This is a genomic window from Paenibacillus sp. FSL H8-0034 (assembly GCF_038000305.1).
Classification (GTDB): Bacteria; Bacillota; Bacilli; order Paenibacillales; family NBRC-103111; genus Paenibacillus_S.
Genome location: NZ_JBBOBS010000001.1, coordinates 4,058,497 through 4,079,520, shown reverse-complemented (window position 1 = coordinate 4,079,520; position 21,024 = coordinate 4,058,497). Strand labels below are relative to the sequence as shown.

Here is a 21,024-nt window from a genome sequence, read left to right as displayed (position 1 = left end):
ACGATTATGGAATAGAAGTCATTCATACGGTAAATAATAGAAATTGAAATGGAGTCAATCTAGCAACGTTTTTTCACCTATTAATAGCCAAAATACATTTGTAAGGAGCGATTTACTATGAGCTATTTAAACGTCAATGGCGCTAATTTATATTACGAAACAGTTGGTCAAGGACCTGTTGTCATCTTGATTCCAGGAGCTAATGGGACCGGTGATATTTTTGCTGGCATCGCAAAATTTTTACGAGACCAATATACAGTCGTAACTTATGACCGTCGCGGCTATTCGCACAGTGAATTAACAGAATCATTGCCAGAAGAGGCTGCGAATCCACACAGCACCTACCGTCTTGAAACTGATGCTAATGATGTAGCTGCTTTAGTCAAACACTTGAGTCATGAACCTGTCTTTATTTTTGGCAGTAGCTCTGGTGCCATTGTCGCTATGGAAACCCTGCAGGATCATCCTGATATTGTTAAAAAAATTGCTTTCCATGAACCACCCATCAACACGTTTTTGGCTAATTCAATAGATTGGGCAACAAATAATAATAAAATTATTGAAACTGCCCAAACAGAAGGCATGGCAGCAGCTATGAAATTATTTGGCGAAACTTTGCATATTGCTCCAATTGATGCCACGATGATGGCCAAACCAGCAGTCACGCTCGAAAATACTGATAATCCTGTTATTAAAGGAATGTTGTATTGGTTTAAGTATGAAATTCGCCAATACACAAGTCGTAAAATCGATTTAAATAAGCTGGCAGAGCAAAAAGATAAAATCATCTTATTCAATGGAACAGATTCCGTTGGCTCATTCCCACAAGATGTTGTCAAGGACTTATCTGAAAAGCTTGGTTTACCCATTCATTTGATTGCTGGTGGTCATTTAGGCTATGCACAAAAGCCACAGGAATTCGCACATTCTTTAGAAGCATCATTTGTTTAACGAAATCAGAAAGCGAAAAAACACCCCGAACCAACTGCAGCGCTATGACGCCAGCCATGGTCAGGGATGTTTTTGTTATTGTTGGATTAGCCTCTCTCAATCAGCAGTCGGAAGCATCCGAACGTGTGATGCTGTTCTCCGACTGAACCAATTTCGATCTCGCAAGTCGGTTGGTTTCGATATAATTGCCCATTCGAGCCACAACCATGGAGATGAGTACGGTAAACACAATGAGTCCATAAAACCCGGCGCCGATCCCAATACCAACACCGCCTACAAATAAGATCATAGCTGCCGAAGTTAACCCCTTCACTTGAAAGCCGTCCTTTAGAATAACACCAGCTCCCAGAAATCCAAGGCCAGCTACAATTTGAGCCGCCAAACGCATGGGATCCATCATGGTCCGGTTCGTTTCCGAACTATACTGCTCCACACTGTATATCGAAATAATTGTTAATAATGCGCTGGATACACAAACATACATAAATGTTTTAATACCAGCCGGTTTATTTTTGGTTTCACGATCCAATCCAATAATAAAACCTACAAAAGCACTCATCAAGATGCGTAGATACATTTCAAAATGAGTTACCGAAAATACGTTATGCCACATATCGATCAATTCCAGTCCCATCCTTCAATCCGTAATTGCCTCCACATCAATAACCGAGTCAGTCAACTCCCTATTTTTTATCTGACCCCGAATCTGCATATCCACTTCAGACTCAAGTACTTTTTGAAAGGCAAGCAGTGTATTTTCCGGGTAATCGGATTTTAATCCTCTATGTGCCGCTACAAAGATGTGATTGCGTTTACAAAATGAAAAAGGATTTCAATCACCATTATTAACAATTATTCAGTTATATGATACAATTCTTTATACGACTTTCACTGTGTCACCAGTGAAAGTCGAGGATTGTTTTTTTCCAGTCCCTGTGAGACATGGCAGATTCCATAGCGCCAGCAAGGTCTTCTGCCGTGCTCACCACTGTATACTTCTCCGGAAGCAATTTTCTTAACGTTTCCTGACAATCTGTGTTTTCCATAATCTTCAGTACTTGTTTGAAATCACTAACCGAACTTCGGCTACTGCCGTGAAGCGTAATTCCTTTCTCCAGCACATCTCTTGTATTGATCGGTACGAGATCTTCACTAACCCCCATCGCTATGAGATGACCCCCAGGCTTTAGAATATCGATCCCCTGATTGATAGCACTTTCGCTAAATCGCCCGCCTGTACATTCCACCACGATATCAACTTTCTCACCAGATAAGAAATCGTAGTTCTGCACCATCTCTGTTGTTGCAAAAGTAAATTGGTCCACCTTTTCTTGTATGGCTCCGAATACGACTAAACGATCCCTATCGATTGAATACACATGATGCAGCATGGCTGCTGTTAAATATCCGACTGGTCCATCACCGAATACTGCGATGCGCCCCCGATCCAACAGGTGACTGACGCTTCTTAAGGCTCTATTGGAAACGCTGCATAATTCCGCCAAAACAGCGATTTCGTCAGGTATCGAATCGGGAATCGGAATCGCGCACTCCTCAGGGAGCACCAATCGGCTTTGCGCTATCCCATCCGTACCGCTCCCCAGAAATTCAGAGTGATAACAATAGTTATCTTCAATCTCATTCCTGCATGCTGGACAACATTCCTCAGGCTCAATCCCGCGAAGCAAATAGCCCGGTAAGTTAGGAACAATGAGCACTCGCTGACCTTTGGAGAGTTTGGTTGACTTGCTTTCAACAACCGTGCCAATCCCTTCATGCAGTAAGGCCATTGGTAATTTTCTGGCCAATATCTCCGGCTTTCTCTGTCCACTAAAGTAACGCAGATCAGCGTGACATATACTCGCGATAGTTGGCTCCACAGCAACTTCATTCTTGCGAATTTCCCTTTCAACTACCAACTCTTGAATCTCACTCGGCTTAGTTAAGCGTAGAGTTCTTGAAGGTACGGTACCGGTTATTCTGCTGACCACTAACTAACACACCTCCGTTTATTTTATATCTATTTATGAAATTTCGAGATGGTACGAGCAATCTCGAAAGAATCATTGGAAGTTAAACAAGAATGACATTCATTCCGGAATCCAGAAATTGCTTTCTGTCATATTCCGTAATATCCTTGCCTGTAATTAAAGAATGAATAGTTGAATTTGGCGTAACCGTATGCAGGGAAAGCTTACCGATTTTGGTGTCGTCGGCAACTACAATTACTTCCTGTGCCGCGTTAATCATTCCTTGCTTGGCGAGAACAAGCTGGGCTTCCGGATGCATTAATCCATGCTTGGGATGAATGGCCGGTGTACCGATAAAAGCTTTGGATACATGCAGCGACCGAAGTGCTTGATCCGTAAACATCCCGTTGAGCATAAAGCTTGAGGGATACAGATCGCCACCCGTTACCGCAATCTTGATACCCGGGGAATCACGCAGCTCTGCTGCGATATTCATATCATTGGTTACAACTGTAATGTTGGAGCGGTAAATCAGGTTCTTAGCAATGTGAAGTGTAGTTGTACCTGAATCAATGATGATATGATCTCCGTCCTCCACCATGCTGGCAGCCATCTTGCCAATTCGCATCTTTTGCTCAAGCTGCACATTGGACCTCTCATTAAAGGAAGGCTCATTATGTGTCAATTGCTCCACAATAACCCCGCCGTGAGTTCTCTTAAGCAGTCCTTCCTGCTCTACCTCAGCCAAATCCCTGCGAATGGTCGCTTCATGAACATCAAATTCCAAGGCTAATGCTGCAACTGAAGCAGCACGATGCTGTCTTACAAATTCTACAATTCTCAATTTTCTTTCAGCAGGTAACATGGTCATGCCCCTTTCAAACAAACATTAGCATGCAATTAAATGTTCATTTATGCTCATATTCGTACTTTTAAATTATCACTGGTAAACATTTCTGTCAATACTATTTTCAAAATTTCCTGTACTCCTTTTATGATTAGTGCACAATTAATGATAAAACGAAAGAATTACCTACCTTCTATTAAATTTCATAAATGTTCATTTAAGCTCGATATACTAATTTAATATTTAATAATATGCTCTATTATGTTATTATTGATGAAGCGCTGTGTAATCGCTTACAGGATGAGCATTGCTAGCTGTGGTTCATCACATCGAACAGAATTGTATTATCGGTACGACAATTACTCTTAATCTTAAGGTTTTTTCCTGGCCGCCTCCATGGCCACCAGGCGTGGCCAATGGACCACGCCTACTGTAAAAACCGATGCGCCCAACACGCGTTCTCGTTCTGCCTTACAACGGTTAGGCGCTCTCTTGACGTACACAAGTTTATTCTACAGGGGGATCAACATGAAGGTCTTGATCCGGCTCCGTAAAGCACCAGTGAGTGAAGGTGACCTCAAAGCCAGCACGGGTTGGCGAACAGGTATAGGGACCAGCCTGATTTCCGGTATCGTACGGAAAACGTGCTACACGAATCGTACGCCAGCCGTGATGCTCCGTCCGTGCCCGGATAATCACAGCATCCTTCATTATAGAGGCGCGTAGTGTGACCTCCTCCCCAACCCACTCCGGCACAGCCGCAAGCGACCAGTCTGAATAGCCATCGGTTACGACTACGGAAAGCTGGGGAATGCCGTCGTTGATTTCAATCCCTGTTTTGATCCATTGCTCCGGGCCATGATACAACAGAATGCCTGCCTGATCATATAGCTCCGTAAATGATCCGAGTTGAAACGATACCTCCACCGCGGTGTTATCCCAATCCGCCAATAAAGCAGCCCCATCCTCATATTCAAAACCATATAAAGTCTTTTTCCAGAAGTCTTTTCCCTGTTCAGGCACAACCTTCAGGAAATCTCCTTCTTTCCGGGAAGACAGAGGTAAATTGATCCATGTTCCTGCATCCCAGTCCATTCTCTTCTTCGTCATCATTGTGATCTCCTTGTTCTCCTAATATTCAACTATACAACGATAAGCTGTATGCTGGCCACAGCAAGAATACAGCAAATGCTGCACCTTAACCATATACGATACCACTGTAAGTGGAAATATGATACCCATTCTCAACTTCAGTTTTCGAATGCCCAGGCTTCCAGTTGTACTGATTCAGGCAGCCGACCCTATCCCATACTGGAAGTATGTTGGGGTACAATGCACATACAGTTCAATTCCCACATCAGCCGCAATTTGCTCAATCTCCTTGTCGCCAAAGAAATTCTTTACTATAGTGGCATGATCACCATTATTAAACTTCCGAACCATCGCTCGCCCAGATGCTCCCACCACATGAGACTCACGGGTTACTGCTACTGCTCGATCATCAACAAAGAACATTTCCCCTCCGGTCTTCAAACAGCGTGATACCATGGAGAAGAAGCCAACCAGTCTCTCTCTTGGTAAATGCGATATCCAAAAAGTAAAAACAACTGAATCATACAACTGATCAGGAGACCAACTGAAAAGGTCAGCACTGATCGTCCTCACATTGGGTTCAACAACTACCGGATTATGCGAAAGCATTTCTACGGAGCCGTCTACAACTGTCAGTGTCCGGGCTTCTTTTAAGAACAAACAACTCCAAGTACCGGTTCCCGCCGCAAGTTCAAGGAAGTCACCCTGAAAATGCTCAGCTTTAAAAGCATCCTTAACCATGCTGACCTCATCGAACCAGATTCGGCTGGCTTCGTCCCCATGATTAAATGTGCCACGACGGTACCACCAGTCATCATACTCTGGAGCTCGTTCTCGATAATAGTTCAGCTGATCCTGAAGCAGCTTATCTGTCACACTTTCATACGAAGCACCTTCGCGCTTTTTTGCTTTCCGGTAACCAATTTGCAGCAAAATGCAGAAAAGGTCCTGTCAACGATTGTAAACCTCTTAGGATCTTTTTCGTATCGCTCATGTGAAGAATCCTTCCCTGTTTTTAGCTTAACATTGTTATTATTGTAATCTATAGGTAATTATAGATATAATATATTTTTAATCTAAATCCATATATTTAATATATGTGTTGTAGCCTAATATGCCTGCTCATGCTCCCGACTACCACCATCATAAAACTACACGTAAAAAAGGCCAACCAGTAATCTCTGGTTGACCTCGTAATATGAACAAGCATCGCAGTAGCTTTAGCAGTCGGCAAGACAGCACGTTTCTTTGTACATGTATAAGTACATGCAGCTGAAATTATTAATTGATCAAGTTAGCTTGCTGCAGCAATCTTCTCAGCATAGCAGCTGTTTGAGCGCGAGTAACGTTGTCATCTGGCATAATTTTTCCGTTATCGCCTTGAAGAATGCTGTTTTTCACAGCAATTGCAAGATCATTTTTTGCCCAAGCCGGAACTTTAAAACCATCTGCAAACAATTCTAATTGCTTCGTTACTTCGACATCATTCATTCCTTGGTTCAGCTTGGCAATCGTCAATGCACGAGCCACGATAGTCGATGCTTCGGTTCTCGTAATCGTTAGGTTAGGGCGGAAGGTTCCATCCTCGTATCCACTGATTAATTTGTATGACACACCGGTTTGAACGACACCAGCATACCAATCGGATACTTGAATATCCTTCGGTGCATCAGTTCCCAAACCAGGCTTCAAACCAAGAGCTCTCACCATAATAGCAACAAACTCTGCGCGAGTAACCGCTTTGTCCGGTTGGAAGGCTTCGTTGGTTACCCCCTGAACGATTTGTCTGGAAGCCATATCATTCACATCTTGTTTACTCCAGTGATTCTCTACATCAGCAAATGTTTTTGGACTTAGAACAAGTGCATAACTGCTATTTGTTAAGCTGTTAATGATTGCATTCGTTTTACCATCAGTCGTTACCAGCTTTGTAGGCACATGGGTCAGAGAACCATCAGTATTCAATACAACAGCTGTAGTTACCTGTGAAGCGTCACTTCCAGTTGGGAGTGCAATATTGCGCTCAACATAGCTTTGGAATTGGTTAACCACTACCGTTTTACCATCCAAAATCGCTGTGACCTCGAAATCCATAGGTGACCCTACAAGCAACATCGCTCCATCCGCAGCTGATTTTTGTATGGCTGCAGTTGTCGTTGGCAAGGATAAACCTATTTTGATGCTAATCTTAATATCCTCCAGTTTTACATTACTACCCAGTTGGGCTGAAATACTGTTGATATTAATTAGCGTGGCAGGAAGTGTATAGCTTCCAAGATCTGTTTTAATTTCGATAACAACGTCTTTACCTTCCATTGCTTTCACTAGCTTGCCATTTAATTCACTTACCACTACATCCGAGTTACCTGCAACAGGAATTGTGAATACCTTGTTCCCATCTTTCTCAAGTTTGGCAATCACCTTGTCATTATCAATGGTAATAATGGTTGCAGTTTGACCACCTATATTATCCTTCTTCCCTGTGGCTAACTGCTCTTGTACGACACCGTCTATAACAACCTGTGTACCGTTAGAGGATGATGTTGACGTACCACCGCTACTGCTCGATTGATTTCCGGAAAGTCGTGTGACCAGAATTGTGTAGGTTTTTTGGGTAATGTCGTCTTGTGCAGTTACTTCTACAGTAATTGTATTGGCTCCTAAACTCAATGGAAGCTCCGCAGAGGCTACTCCACTTGTCGTGGCAACGCCATTCACCTTTACGCTGGATCCTGGTTCATACACGGAAGCTGTTACGGTAGCGCTGCTAATGCCATACGCTACTGTTGCTGTATAGGCTGTCTGTGCTTTATCGAATACAGGTACCAGAGTACCACTCGATAAGGTCAAACTGCTCAAGGCAGCATTGCTGGAAACCGGGGTATTAATGGTAACCGGAGTAGCACTGGTTTCATTGGAATTTCCGCTGATCCCTTCATCGTATTTTGCTTTAACTACGAAGTAATAGGTTGTACCGTTCGTCAACCCTGTTGCTGTGTAGCTATATGTAACGCCGCTTACTGTTGCATCAGCTACGGAGCCGTACGCACCGGATACGGTAGCTTTATATACGTTATAAGTCACTACTCCAGACACAGGTACTGCGGACCAATTTAATGTCACCTGCCCGTCATCGGCAGTTGATGTTAATCCAGTCGGAGCGCTAAGTGTCCTGCTCACCGTGACTGTGCTGGAAGCAATAAATCCCCCTTCATCCGTTGTTGCTGTAATTGTTGCTGTACCTGCAGCTACTGGTGTAACCAAACCGTTGTTGTCTACTGCCGCTACGTTGGAATTGCTGCTTGACCAAGTCACGCTCTTGTTTCCGGCGTTGCTTGGCGCTACTACTGCACTCAATGCAGCTGTGCTTCCACCTGCCGACAAGGATAGTGCAGATTGATCCAGTGCTACACCGGTTACATGGGCTCCAATCTTAATCGTTCCGGTGCTGTGGCTCATACCTGACATAACGCTTGCTGTCGCTGTTCCATCAGCGAAGCCGGAGGCTGTGACAGTCAGTTTCTTTGAACCCGGAAAAGCATTGTTAAAAGTAAAGTTTCCTGACGCATCGGTTGTGGCTGATGTTGACGTGAAACCGCCCACCATGGTGACCGTTGCCCCGCTGACCGGGTTGTTATTCCCGTCCTGAACGGTTCCATCAAGTGTACCCGGAACAAACACGCTTCTTAGACCATCAGTGGTCGCGATATATAAAACGCCGAAAGCATCTTCGCTGATTGACCAAACATTGCCGAGCTTGGCAGCATTAGCTGCACCACCGTCACCTGAATTGCCGGTTACGCCTGTTCCCGCTACAGTACTGATAATTCCACTAGCAAGATCGATCTTCCGCAAAACAAAATTATCAAATTCCGTGATGTAAAGCTGACCGTCGGAGATAATCAGATTGTGAGGACCTTTCAGCTTGGCGCTGCTTGCTTGCCCTCCATTGCCCGAGTACCCGCTAGTACCAGAAGTTCCTGCTACGACGGTAACATTTCCGTTTGTGTCAATTTTCTTTATTTCGTGCGTCGTATATTCAGATACGTAGATAGTGCCATCGGAATTCACGGCCATCCCCATAATCTGGGTAAAGCCAGTCGCTACAGTCGTAACATTTCCTTGAGGGTTCACCTTATAGAGACTGTTTAATGAGCCGTTGCTATAGAACAAATTGCCGTAGCTGTCGATTGCTAGTGCCATATTCGAACTCATATTGGTAGGGCCTGCAACTGTTGTGACCACTCCTGAAGGATCTACTTTTTTTAGCCCTGAAGCAGCTGCCGCATAAATATTGTCGTTAGCGTCGATAACAAGCTGATAAGTCGTCGAAGCCAAAGAAGCAAAGGCACTTTCCACGCCTGCAGTCGTGAGCTTATAAATTTTTGTAGCATCTGTTGACTTTACATAATAAAGATTGCCACTCGAGTCTACCGTTATCCCTTGAAAGCCGCCTGATTTAACAGTACTGATTTTAGGACCATCGGGCGCCGCTTCAGAAACAGGGAGGTTAAACATACCGAGGGAGGAAGTGAAAAGTAAAAAACCTAAAATAATTAAAAAAGTCTTTTTAGCAAGTTGATGACTCATGTGAAGTTTCAAATTCTACCATCCATTCATTGTTTAATTTTGACAGACTATATCAGACTTGATTGTTCACTGACACCTCCTTGTACGATCAGGAAATTATGTTATTCGTGCATTTCCATCATTATTCGACATTTATTTTTTGATTCCTTTTCATTTATCGCTTTAAATAACTAAATTTTTTGGGTATAAATATCAAGTCCCTCACAACTCCATATGAACATCTAATAAAAAGAGGTAATTCCACAGTTGGAACTGTTAGAATTACCTCTCGACGGCTGCAAGTATTTGTCTATTGTTTCTTATTTACTCAAAGCAGTAACAGCTTCGTCTATTATTTGACTAAAAGCGATGGGTCCGTACCCTGCGAACCATTTGGCTGAATCCTTGACTACATACAAATGATTATTTTTTACAGCCGGAAGGGTTTTCCAAATCGGATTTTGCTGCAGCTCCGACCATACTTTTTCATTGTCGGCTCCATCACGAACGAGCATGAAGATATGATCAGCCTTCAAATCGGGCAGTTTTTCCATTGAAATGGTCGCAATCGACTTTTTAAACTCAATCCCCATTGCTTTATAGTCCGGCTCCTTAAGTCCAACGTTCTCATACAACAGACTGCCGAAGTAGGTCATTTTCCCGCGATTTTGTTCCTCAATTCCAACAACAGACAATTCTTTACCGCTAACCCTTACAAAAGCTACCGTTTGATTGCCTGCCATCTTGGAAAGCTTTTCTTTGGCTTGTGCCGCTTTATCAAGAAGCTGCTTGACCACGACATCGGCTTCTTTTTCCTTACCTACAATTTTGGCTGTGTCACGAAACCACTCCATGGCATCCAGATAATTTTCCTGCAGTACCGTTGGAGCGATCTTGTTGAGCGAATCATACGTTTTCTCATGAAAGCCTGTGTTGGCAATAATAAGATCAGGCTCGGCTGCCAATACAGCCTCCAGATTCAGTTCATGTGCCAGACCGAGCGGCTTAACACCCTGCAGCTGATCTTTCAGATAAGGCAGAAACTCCGTTCCTGTCTGAGTGACCAGCGCGTGAGGCTTGATGCCAAGTGCGAGCAGATGATCCGCATGGGCATATACCAGCGCAGCTATTTTTTGGGGCTCGGCCGGGATCTTAACATCACCCAGCTTATGCTTAACTGTACGCTCCTTGGGGCTATCCTTCTGATTCGAAGCTGCTGTACCCTTATTCTCAGCCGGCTTTACTCCTGCTTCCGTCGTACTCGGTCCTGTACCCGTAGTTCCGCAGCCCGTGACGATCCATACCATCGTTAAAACCAGAGCTGTAATCAGCAGCCAATGGCGCTTCCCTTGATGTGCTTGTGTATCGAACATGCTGAAATCTCCCCTTTTCATCTAATTGACATTGATTATCATTCACAATTATAACGATTACTCAGGGAAGAGCCATGAACAATTATGACGGATCACATAGATTATTGTGACACGAACCATTCCACAACCTCATCGAGAATGCATGCATGGGATAACGAAGTGTAGCAATTCCATGAGGAGGGGTCATCCTGAATCCAGTACACCTGCTGTTTTTGCACAGCCTTCATCTTGTTCCAAGGCCCGGTTTTCAGCGGCTCGGCTGCCTTCCGTGCATCCGCGCAATCCCTGTTTTGTATAATTAAATAATCAGGCTCATACGTGTTCGTTATAGCCTCAACAGTCATTTCCATAAAGTGATAAATACCGCTAACTCCCTCCGGAGGAGCCAACTGCAAGTCTCCATAAATAACCGCCCCGGCATTACGGCTTCCATATACGTAATATTTGCCACCGCGAATGACGAGTATTAGTACTTTGTTAGAGGACCCCATATGCTTTTTGAGCTGACTGCGGGCCCGCTCGGCTTTTGTCTCGTAATTGCTCAGCCATTCATTTGCCTGCTTTTCCTTACCGATCACTCTGGAAACCGCTTTGAAGTGTCCCCTCCAGTCCATCTGAAAAAATGGAATCGTAATCGTAGGAGCAATGCTGTTTAATCGTTCCGCTTTAAGCGGATCCACGTATTCGCTGGTCAGGATTAAGCTTGGCTGCGCATCCGCCAAAGTGTCCAGGTCGGGATTAACATCATCCACATGTGTAGCTGCAGGTAAATGGGCGGTAATCGGATTGGACTTGATTCGGGGTGAAATATAGGGCTCAACACCCAGCGCCAGAAGATGCCCGGAATATGGAATGAACAGCGAGGCCACTTTTTTCGTGCGACTGTAATTTTTTACATATACAGTGGGGGCGGAGCCTGCGTTTTGCTTGAATTTGCGGCTAAAATAGAATTCATCGTTAAAACCGACGCTCTGTGCAACTTCTCTGATGGAAGTGTTGGAAAGCACGAGCATCCGCTTGGCATGCTTCATACGAATCTCCGTCAAATAATCCACAGGGCTCTGCCCGTTCCGCTTCTTGAACAACCGTGAATAATACTCGGCATTCATCCCGGCAATTTGCGCCAGCGTTTCGCGGGTTATCCCCTCCCGGTAGTTGCGTTCCATATATGCCATCGTACGGGATATTGCCTCTTGAGCCTCCGGCTGGCTGCCAAGAAAACCTTGCTGAACAATATCGAGAAGCAGCTCCTGGAACCATATGTTCGCTTTGAGCCTGTCCCATGCGTTCTCCCGCTGCCGATGCCGTATCATATTGCGCGCAATTTCCTCCAGTCTGGAGCAGGAAGGAACACTCACGACCTGACGGCAAGGAAGCTCCCCGTGTTGAAGACGAGTTGGCTCAGAGGCATCATAGACATGGAAGGTAATCAGATAGATTTGAATCTCCCTGATCTCTTCTGTACCGGCCTCCAACAGGACTCCCGGTGACAGTACAAGGCAAGTGCCACGACTCATACTTATACTGTCTCCGTCAATTGTACACACGCCTCTGCCTCCGCTTACCAGCAGCAATGTGTGTAAGGTGATAATGCTTCTGCCCAATCGGCCATAAGCTTCCGTATTCAACAGACGAATCTCTTCAAGCTTGTATAACATGGAATCCACGGCAGGCACCTTTGACTCCTGATCGTGCATCACAATCACCATCCCAAACTTCCCAATATGCCATAAACCGAAGTCGTCCTTAGGTTGATTTACGTTATTTATAAATTCGTTTTCCGTTCCTATTTCTTATAATGCTCCAAGAGCAGCTGCACTTGCTTTTCCATTTGTTTTTCAATAGAGAGCGGATCTCCAGGAAGGAAATCATCAACACTGACTGGGATGACACGATTCTCCTTCACAACGGACAGGCTGCGCCAAACCGGTGCATTTTTGAGTTCGTTCTCCAGTTTGGAATTATCACCGTTCTGCCAATCGTAGACGGATAGGAAAACATAGTCTCCCATATATTCCGGCAGCGCTTCAAGTGAGACTTTTACATATGACGGCTCTTTGTCCATGATCGCCTCCTGAACCTTGGGCGGTGCTTTCAGCTGCAACGAATTATACAGGCTATAGGTGCCACGACCGAAAAGGTTTCCGAAAATCATAATTTCTGACTTCGGCCATGCTTCCATTACCGTAAATGTAACATTAGAACCGATAACTCCAGCTAACTGTTCGCGATACTGCATTACTTTATTCTCATACTGCGCAATCCACTGCTCCGCTTTCTGCGGCTGACCGGCGACATCGGCTACTTCTTTCAACTGGTCCAGCATCGTTTTGGAGCCGTATTTCAATATTACGGTAGGGGCGATTTTGGAGAAAGCCGCGTAATTCTGGGTCTCCTCATTAGCGTTTTCCTGCAAAATAATCAGATCTGGTTCCATACTGAGTGCTTTCTCCAGCGAAAGCGTCGTACCCAGGTCTTCAATACCCGGGGTTAATCCAAGTGGTTTCAGGAAAGACGACTTCTCAAATTGGCTCAGCTGATTCGAAGTTGCACCGACCGGCTTTACTCCTAACGCCAGCAAATGCCCCATAAATTGGTTGACGATGATCCGTTTCGGATGCGTTGGAATCGTTACTTCATGTCCTTGATAATCTCGGAACACACGCGTTTCTGATGCTGTCGACGACGATGCCTGTCCGCTACCAGTTGCAGCCTGTACAGAACTCGATGCTGTCTCCACACTTGAATTTGCGCCGCAAGCGGACAACAGCATGCAAAGCAGCATGCAGATAACAAACGACTTAGCAATTTGGGATGACGATTTCATCATATTTCTCCTATCGTACTCTTATTAAGATAATGATTGTTAATATCGATAGAGGCTGCTTCATACCCTTTTTGTAAATCTGGCATTATGTCCTTGAACGAGCCAGCAAATAAAGAAAATAAGGTGCGCCAATGATTGCCACAACAATCCCTGTCGGGATTTCAGACGGCTGTAGAATCTGGCGGCCAAGCGTATCTGCCGTTATAACCAACAGCGATCCCACTAGCGCCGACGTCGGAAGCAACAATTGATGCTTGGGTCCAACCAGACGCCGCGCCAGATGCGGTCCGATAAGTCCTACGAATCCGATGCCTCCGCTTACAGCGACGCACGAGGCGGCGAGTCCAACCGCAGCCGACAATAGCTTCAACTGCTCTCTTGATACCGATGCCCCCAGTCCGACTGCCATTTGTTCTCCCAAATTGAGCACGTTCATGACCGAAGCTTTATAGAAAACATAAGGCAGCAGAACAACAATCCATGGCAGCAGCGATAGCACGAACTTCCAATTTGTTCCCCATATGCTGCCCGCCATCCAAGTCGCCACAAATTGATATTTATCAGGGCTCAGCCGCAGCATCAGCACGATCATCGCCGCACTAATACCCGCCGCAACGGCAATTCCCGTCAGCAGCAGACGCGTTGGCGACAAGCCCTTATGGCGCTTGTACGCAAGTGAATAGATAAGCGCAGCTGTCAGACCCGCTCCCACCAGGGCAAGTACCGGCAGCAGAAAGACAGGTGCGGCGGCTGTCGTCGGATAGAACGAGATAAACAGCATCACCATTAATCCAGCCCCGGCATTAATACCAAGAATTCCTGGGTCTGCCAGAGCGTTACGCGATATTCCCTGCATTACGCAGCCTGATACGGCCAATCCTGCACCAATCAGCACGGAAATCACGATCCGTGGTAAACGGAAATCGAACAGAATCAGATTTTGCTTATTCGTACCCCAACCAAACAACGTACGAATCACATCCATCGGGGAAAGCCGGATAAATCCCATATTCATGCTAACCAAAAAGGCAATGACAATCAGCATGCTGAGTATGGACAATACCAGAATACCGCGCTTTCTCTTCCTTTGTTCGACAGTTGAAACCGATACGATATCCATCTATAGTTCCCTCCTTTCCTTACGTGCCAGATACAGGAAAAAAGGTACCCCGATGAGCGCGATGAAAGCCCCAATCGGTGTCTCATAGGGTGGATTGATCATTCTTGCTCCCAGATCAGCGAACACGACAAGCAGGCTTCCCAGCACTGCCGAGCAGGGAATAATCCAACGGTAATCCACACCAACCAGCTTTCGGGTCAGATGGGGAATAATGAGCCCAACAAAACCAACAGCACCAACAACCGCTACCGCCGCTCCGGCAAGAATGAGTACAATGACAGCACCGGCCAGCTTGACCCATTGCGTTCGTTGCCCAAGTCCACGAGCGATATCTTCTCCCAGACTCAGCATCGTGATCGAGCGAGACAAGACAATCGCCCCAAGAATGGCAACAGCGACCCAAGGAAACATAATTTTCAGTTGGATCCACTTCGTCCCTGCCACACCGCCTGCATACCAAAATGCCAGGTCTTGTCCGATTTTGTAGTAAAGCGCAATCCCTTCACTGATCGCACTAAGCAGCGCGCTAAGCGCGGCACCTGCCAAGACCAATCGTACAGGTGTCAGTCCACCTTTAGCCAACGAGCCAATGCCGTATACTAACCCTGCACCCATACCTGCACCTAAAAACGAATACATAATCAGATACATAAAGGGTAAGCCCGGGTAAAAAGCAAAGCAAAGCGCCATCATTAATCCAGCACCGGCATTCAGCCCGAGCAGGCCCGAGTCCGCCAGCGGATTACGGGTCATCCCTTGCATGATAGCCCCCGCCACAGCAAAGCAAGCCCCGACCATCGCGCCGCCGAGCACTCGCGGAAGACGCAGCTCCTTAATAATCTGATGTTGAGTGAGTTCAGGATTAAAGTTATAAATTGCCTCCCACACAACGAGTAAATGGATATCGGCCGCACCGAGGGAGACGGATAAGCCTATACCCAACACTAATGCGATCAACCCACCTGTCAATATGAAGGTTGCCGTCCACGGTCGGCTTCGGAACCTATCCGCAGAGGGTGATAATTGTTTTTGCTTCGAAATATGATGTTCCATTGATTTACTCATCTGTTCCACCTTAGCTATCCTTTCAAGATATTAGACCTCAATCCATGGAAGGATATGTATTCAATCCATGACATTGATTCTCATTATCATACAATACTTTTTAATTTGATCATATATAAAATCAAAAAATTTTACTTTTTTCTTCAAATTCATAATCAATCTCTATGACTTGCTATTAGTCAAAAAGAGAAGCTTGTCCGTCTCACCCCGGACAAGCCTCAATACCTTTGGTATAATTATGCTTCCTCGGCCGCCAAGCCAAGTACACGATTCTTCTCTTTAAACCGCTCATTGTGGGAGGATACGTATGCCACCTTAGGAGCTTCTGGATCCATGTACAGCTTGGCACTATTGAGCGCCAGCACGCCGTCTGTAAACGTTCCTGCGATCAGTCTGACCTTGCTGTTATAGGTCACGAAGTCGCCAGCACCGAAGATGCCCGGGATGTTGGTCGCCATTTTCTCGCCTACGGTTGCATTCCATTCTCCCATGTTGAGATCCCAATCACGAATCGGTCCAAAATCACTTCTCATCCCATGATTCACGATGACAGCATCCACCTCCAGCCGTTCGCACTCGCCTGTTTCTTCATGTGCAATCGTCACCTGATCGATACTGTCTCCGCTATTGCTGTGGAGTGCATGCATGGCATATGGCGTACGCACGTCCACAGAGGATTGCTTCATCCTGGACACGTTTCGTTCATGGCCCCCAAAGCTGTCACGTCGGTGCACGACAGTTACACTTTTCGCAATCGATTCCAGCTCATTAGCCCAGTCCACTGCCGAATCGCCACCCCCGGAAATCAGCACTCGTTTCCCACGGAAGACCTCCAGCTCTTGGACCGTATAATACAGGTTGGTCACTTCGTATCGGTCTGCTCCTTCGATCTCCAGCTTCGCCATCTTGCGAATGCCATAACCGATTGTCAAGATAACCGTTCTTGTATGATGCCGTTCTCCACTTGCCGCAGTCAGGATAATGGTACCGTCCGGCTGTCGTTCAAAGCTTGTAATTTGCTGGCCGAGTACAATTGTCGGCTCAAAGGTTTCGGCTTGCTCAATCAATTGGGCGATCAATTTCTCGCAGCGAATCGGTGTGAGGCCCCCGACATCCCAGATGATCTTCTCGGGATAGGTGAGCAGCCGTCCGCCCAATTGATCCTGTGCTTCAATCAGCTTCGTCTTCAATTCACGCATACCACTATAAAAAGTCGTATATAGACCAGCAGGCCCTCCGCCAATAATCGTGACGTCATAAAGTTCCAATTGTACGTTCATCATTTGCCTCCAGATTTGTTTTCGTATTGAAATGGATTCACGCTCCAAACTGAGCCCGATGCAAGCGACTGTATATGCCCTGAGCAGCAATCAGTTCCTCATGCCTGCCCTGTTCAGCTATTCCCTGTTCGGCAACAACGATAATGCGATCCGCGTTTTTAATCGTAGCCAATCGATGTGCAATCACCAGTGTTGTGCGTCCCTGTGAAAGCTCAGCAAGTGCTAATTGAATGGCAGCTTCGGTTTCGGTATCTAAAGCGGATGTCGCTTCATCCAAAATAAGAATAGGTGGATTTTTCAGGAACATCCGTGCAATGGAAAGCCGCTGCTTCTGTCCGCCGGACAGCTTCACACCTCGTTCACCAATCACTGCATCCAGTCCGTCCTTTTGCGACAGAATCATTTCCTCCAGCTGCGCCCGGCGTGCAGCCTGCCAAATTTCGGATTCGGATGCGTTCAGCTTGCCATAGGCGATGTTCTCACGGATTGTACCATCAAACAGGAACACATCCTGCTGCACAATGCCAATATGGGAGCGCAGCGATTCCAAGGTCATTTTGCGAAGATCGATGCCATCTATGGTAATTGAGCCTTCGTCGACATCGTAGAAGCGTGGCAGCAGCGAGCACAACGTGGTCTTGCCTGCGCCTGACGGACCGACGAGCGCAACGGTTTCCCCAGCGAGAATGGAAAGACTTACTCCACTCAGCACCTTCTCTTTATGCTCATAGCCAAAGGTTACCCCGCTGTAGCGGATATCTCCTTTTACCTGAGTAACTGCCTGCGCATCCGGCGCATCATCCACATCCGGCTCGGTCTCCAGCAGCTCCAAATATCTTTTAAATCCGGCAATCCCCTTGGGATACGTCTCGATCACGGAATTGATTTGCTTAATAGGGCCAAGAAATACATTCGACAGCATGACAAAAGCGATAAATTCCCCATAGGTCATCCGGTTTTTAATGACAAACCATGTCCCGCAAACAAGCACAAACAAGGATACGCCTTTCATTAAAATAAAGCTGATCGACGAGTTCCACGCCATAATTCTATAGGTGATCAGCTTGGTCATGCGAAAACGGTTGTTGTTCTCGGCAAACCGTGACATTTCATGCTTTTCATTGGCGAACGCCTGAACGACGCGAATTCCACTAACATTGTTCTCTACTCGCGCGTTATAATCAGCAATATCCGCGAACATGCGTTTGAAGGCAGCTGACATTTTGCGGCTAAAAAATAAAGACAAATAAATCATAATCGGGACGATGATAAAGGTTAACACGGCTAGCTGCCAGTTAATGCTGAGCATAATGCCAAACGCTCCAGTGAGCGTCATCACCGCGATAAATAAATCCTCCGGTCCGTGGTGGGCAATTTCCCCAATGTCCATCAAATCATTCGTCATCCGGGAGACAAGATGCCCCGTCTTATTGTTATCAAAGAAACGGAACGATAGCTTCTGTACCCGGTCAAACAGCTTCTTACGCATATCGGATTCGATGCTAATTCCCAGCTTGTGTCCCCAGTAAGTGACCACATAATGTAATGCGGCGCTGACCAGATAAATCCCAAGCAATCCAAGGCAAGCATACAAAATCCACTTCCAGTTACCGCTTGGCAGCAAATCGTCCACCATCCGGTTAACAGCGATGGGAAACGCCAATTCCAGCAAAGCGGCCAATATGGCGCAGGTGAAATCTAGAATAAACAAGCTTTTATAAGGACGATAATAAGCAAAAAAACGTTGAAGCATACATACCCTCCTCTATAACAAAATTCCTGTTACGGCTTAGCCGGAATGGTGAAAAAGACCGCAGGCACGCTCTGCCTGCGGCTTTACAAACCATGCATTTGATTTGTAACGCAGCTATAAGAGCTGGAATCTCCTTTAGTGCTGTCCTGTCAGCCAAGCAGCGATTTCCTCCGTTTGCGACAGAACGGCAATCGGATCATAATACCAGGAGCGTTCCTCTTTCCATACGTATACGTGATTGTTTTTGACGGCATCAAGCGTGGACCAGATCGGATCGGCCTTTATATCCTCCAAGGTACGGTCGTTGGACGTCAGAATGATATAGTCGCCAGCATATTGCGACAATGCTTCATTGGATAACTGAACCCACTGTTTTTTTAGAATTTCTTCCGTGACAGGGGCAGGCGGCTTAAAACCAAGAGCCTGGTAGACAGCCTGACCACCCCGCCCAAAGTTGTCGCCATACACATAGGTCGATTTGCTCATCAACTCCAAGATAGAAAATGTCGCGTTGGACGGCACCACTTTTTCTACGCGTTCTCTTGCAGCCGCAATACGACGATCGTAATCGGCAAGCCACGTTTCTGCTTCTTTTTCTTTACCCAGCAGCTTGCCAAAAAAGGTCAATTCCTCATGCGCGTTCTTCAATTTGCCATAAGGAACAGATACAGTAGGAGCGATTTTGGTGAACTTCTCATACCTGCCCTCATCTTCCGCAAACCCGGTTATGATCAGATCAGGCTGCAAATCGATCACCTTTTCCAAAGAAATACCGCTCACATCACCGATATCCTGTACTTCCGCGAGCGCTTTGGCTAAATACGGATTTTTCCGATGCAGTCCAGGCGTTCCAATAGGAGTGACGCCCAGTGCAATGAAGCTGCCTAAATATTGATCTACTACTATGCGTTTAGGATTTAAAGGGATTTGTATATCACCATTAATTGTCGATACCAATTTGGTTTGCAGATTGTTGTCAGGGTGGCTGGAATTGGTTTGGGCCAGACTTTGCGGTGTTGATACCGACGGGTTCCCCCCGCTTGCTTGGTTTGTGCTCGATGCACCGCCAGAACAAGCACTGAGCAGCAAGGCTATGCATAGCAATAGGGTGGCCGCCGTGGTTGATTTGAATGGTCTGTACATAGGTAAATCTCCCTCGTTGTTATATTGATAATGATTATCATCAACAATATAACGCGGAGACCTCTGAACAACAATGGAGGATCGGATGAAGTTAGAGGGACTATCTTCTGCTTGAAGCCGGGCCCGTTCTCTGATTCTAAATCGATCAGGCGAAATGCCCATATTTTTTTTGAAAAGACGACTCAAATAATACGGATCCTTATACCCCACGCTTGCAGCAATTTCACGCAAGGTCGCATCCGTTTCCACCAGCAAATGTGCCGCTTTATCGATACGTATTCGAATCAGATAATCGATCGGACTGTACCCGGTACGCCTTTTGAACAAAGCCGAAAAATGTGGAACACTGTAGTTCAGACTTTCTGCAAGCAGTTCCAAATTAATCGATTCCGTATAGTGATCCTTGAGGTACAAGATCGCTTGAGCAGCCAGATCCGGCTCTTTCATATCCACGCCTTGCTCATAAAGCTGCTGCATGGTACTGTAAACAAATTGATAAAATAACGATTTAACCTGGAGCCGCTCCAGCGATCCTGAGTGTCGCCATTCCTGATCCATTAGTTTAATTTTATCCAATAGTGAAACGGGTTGGTTCGGCGAGAAACAATACTGCAAATGGAACGGATTGCTCCTCTCCAATAGGCTCAACATCTCTTGACGACTTGGAAGCGGCATCGATGCTTTATAAAAAATCATATAATATTCAAATTCTTCTTCTCTTGGTATAATATCCAGGTGTGTTCCTTTGCCGCTATGCACAACCTGATATCGCTTTATCTCCAATTCCAACTCGTCCAGCAGCACTTGTGCGCCACCACGCGCCGCGAGCAGAAACATACTGGCCGGCAGCCTGTAAGAGCGCAAAGACTCCCCCGCTCTCAACATCGTATGTCGTACATCCAACACCTTGATAGATGCATAATTCCAAAGCAATATATGGTCATTAACGATCATCGTGTCCATTCAACCTCCGCCATTTCGATCCCGCTGCTTGCACAATCATTATAAGTGATAATTATTCTCAATTACAAATG

Annotated in this window: 16 protein-coding genes; 1 reads left to right on the top strand and 15 read right to left on the bottom strand. The window is 45.9% G+C overall.

What is annotated here, in order from left to right:
• Positions 1-117: 117 nt before the first annotated feature.
• A complete protein-coding gene (locus NST47_RS18545; protein ID WP_341156427.1) occupies positions 118-951 on the top strand; it encodes an alpha/beta hydrolase in 834 nt (277 codons plus the stop codon).
• Positions 952-1,051: 100 nt separating this feature from the next.
• Here the strand turns inward: NST47_RS18545 and NST47_RS18540 are convergent, their stop codons facing one another.
• From NST47_RS18540 to NST47_RS18470, 15 genes are all read right to left on the bottom strand, one after another.
• Positions 1,052-1,585 carry an MgtC/SapB family protein gene (locus tag NST47_RS18540; RefSeq protein ID WP_341156426.1) on the bottom strand — a complete coding sequence of 178 codons (534 nt, stop codon included), beginning with the start codon at positions 1,583-1,585 and terminating at the stop codon, positions 1,052-1,054.
• A 3-nt stretch (positions 1,586-1,588) separates the two neighbouring features.
• Entirely contained in the window at positions 1,589-1,753 is a 165-nt protein-coding gene (locus tag NST47_RS18535) for a glycerophosphodiester phosphodiesterase family protein (protein WP_341159697.1), read from the bottom strand.
• A 94-nt stretch (positions 1,754-1,847) separates the two neighbouring features.
• Positions 1,848-2,942 carry an alcohol dehydrogenase catalytic domain-containing protein gene (locus NST47_RS18530; RefSeq protein ID WP_341156425.1) on the bottom strand — a complete coding sequence of 365 codons (1,095 nt, stop codon included), beginning with the start codon at positions 2,940-2,942 and terminating at the stop codon, positions 1,848-1,850.
• An 82-nt stretch (positions 2,943-3,024) separates the two neighbouring features.
• Positions 3,025-3,786 carry a DeoR/GlpR family DNA-binding transcription regulator gene (locus NST47_RS18525; RefSeq protein WP_341156424.1) on the bottom strand — a complete coding sequence of 254 codons (762 nt, stop codon included), beginning with the start codon at positions 3,784-3,786 and terminating at the stop codon, positions 3,025-3,027.
• Between the two features lie 489 nt (positions 3,787-4,275).
• Positions 4,276-4,878, bottom strand: a complete 603-nt coding sequence (locus NST47_RS18520; protein ID WP_341156423.1) for a DUF1349 domain-containing protein — start codon at positions 4,876-4,878, stop codon at positions 4,276-4,278.
• Between the two features lie 177 nt (positions 4,879-5,055).
• Positions 5,056-5,793 carry a class I SAM-dependent methyltransferase gene (locus NST47_RS18515; RefSeq protein ID WP_341156422.1) on the bottom strand — a complete coding sequence of 246 codons (738 nt, stop codon included), beginning with the start codon at positions 5,791-5,793 and terminating at the stop codon, positions 5,056-5,058.
• A gap of 348 nt (positions 5,794-6,141) precedes the next feature.
• On the bottom strand, positions 6,142-9,450 hold the full coding sequence (locus tag NST47_RS18510; protein WP_341156421.1) for an S-layer homology domain-containing protein: 3,309 nt from the start codon (positions 9,448-9,450) through the stop codon (positions 6,142-6,144).
• A 299-nt stretch (positions 9,451-9,749) separates the two neighbouring features.
• On the bottom strand, positions 9,750-10,802 hold the full coding sequence (locus NST47_RS18505) for an iron-siderophore ABC transporter substrate-binding protein (RefSeq protein ID WP_341156420.1): 1,053 nt from the start codon (positions 10,800-10,802) through the stop codon (positions 9,750-9,752).
• 101 nt (positions 10,803-10,903) lie between these two features.
• On the bottom strand, positions 10,904-12,511 hold the full coding sequence (locus NST47_RS18500; protein ID WP_341156419.1) for an AraC family transcriptional regulator: 1,608 nt from the start codon (positions 12,509-12,511) through the stop codon (positions 10,904-10,906).
• Positions 12,512-12,588: 77 nt separating this feature from the next.
• Positions 12,589-13,629, bottom strand: a complete 1,041-nt coding sequence (locus tag NST47_RS18495; RefSeq protein ID WP_341156418.1) for an ABC transporter substrate-binding protein — start codon at positions 13,627-13,629, stop codon at positions 12,589-12,591.
• 85 nt (positions 13,630-13,714) lie between these two features.
• Entirely contained in the window at positions 13,715-14,749 is a 1,035-nt protein-coding gene (locus NST47_RS18490; protein ID WP_262683640.1) for a FecCD family ABC transporter permease, read from the bottom strand.
• A complete protein-coding gene (locus tag NST47_RS18485; RefSeq protein ID WP_341159696.1) occupies positions 14,750-15,802 on the bottom strand; it encodes a FecCD family ABC transporter permease in 1,053 nt (350 codons plus the stop codon).
• Between the two features lie 248 nt (positions 15,803-16,050).
• Positions 16,051-17,094, bottom strand: a complete 1,044-nt coding sequence (locus NST47_RS18480; RefSeq protein WP_341156417.1) for an NAD(P)/FAD-dependent oxidoreductase — start codon at positions 17,092-17,094, stop codon at positions 16,051-16,053.
• A gap of 37 nt (positions 17,095-17,131) precedes the next feature.
• Positions 17,132-18,847 carry an ABC transporter ATP-binding protein gene (locus tag NST47_RS18475; RefSeq protein WP_341156416.1) on the bottom strand — a complete coding sequence of 572 codons (1,716 nt, stop codon included), beginning with the start codon at positions 18,845-18,847 and terminating at the stop codon, positions 17,132-17,134.
• A 135-nt stretch (positions 18,848-18,982) separates the two neighbouring features.
• Positions 18,983-20,953 carry an AraC family transcriptional regulator gene (locus tag NST47_RS18470; RefSeq protein WP_341156415.1) on the bottom strand — a complete coding sequence of 657 codons (1,971 nt, stop codon included), beginning with the start codon at positions 20,951-20,953 and terminating at the stop codon, positions 18,983-18,985.
• Positions 20,954-21,024: the final 71 nt, after the last annotated feature.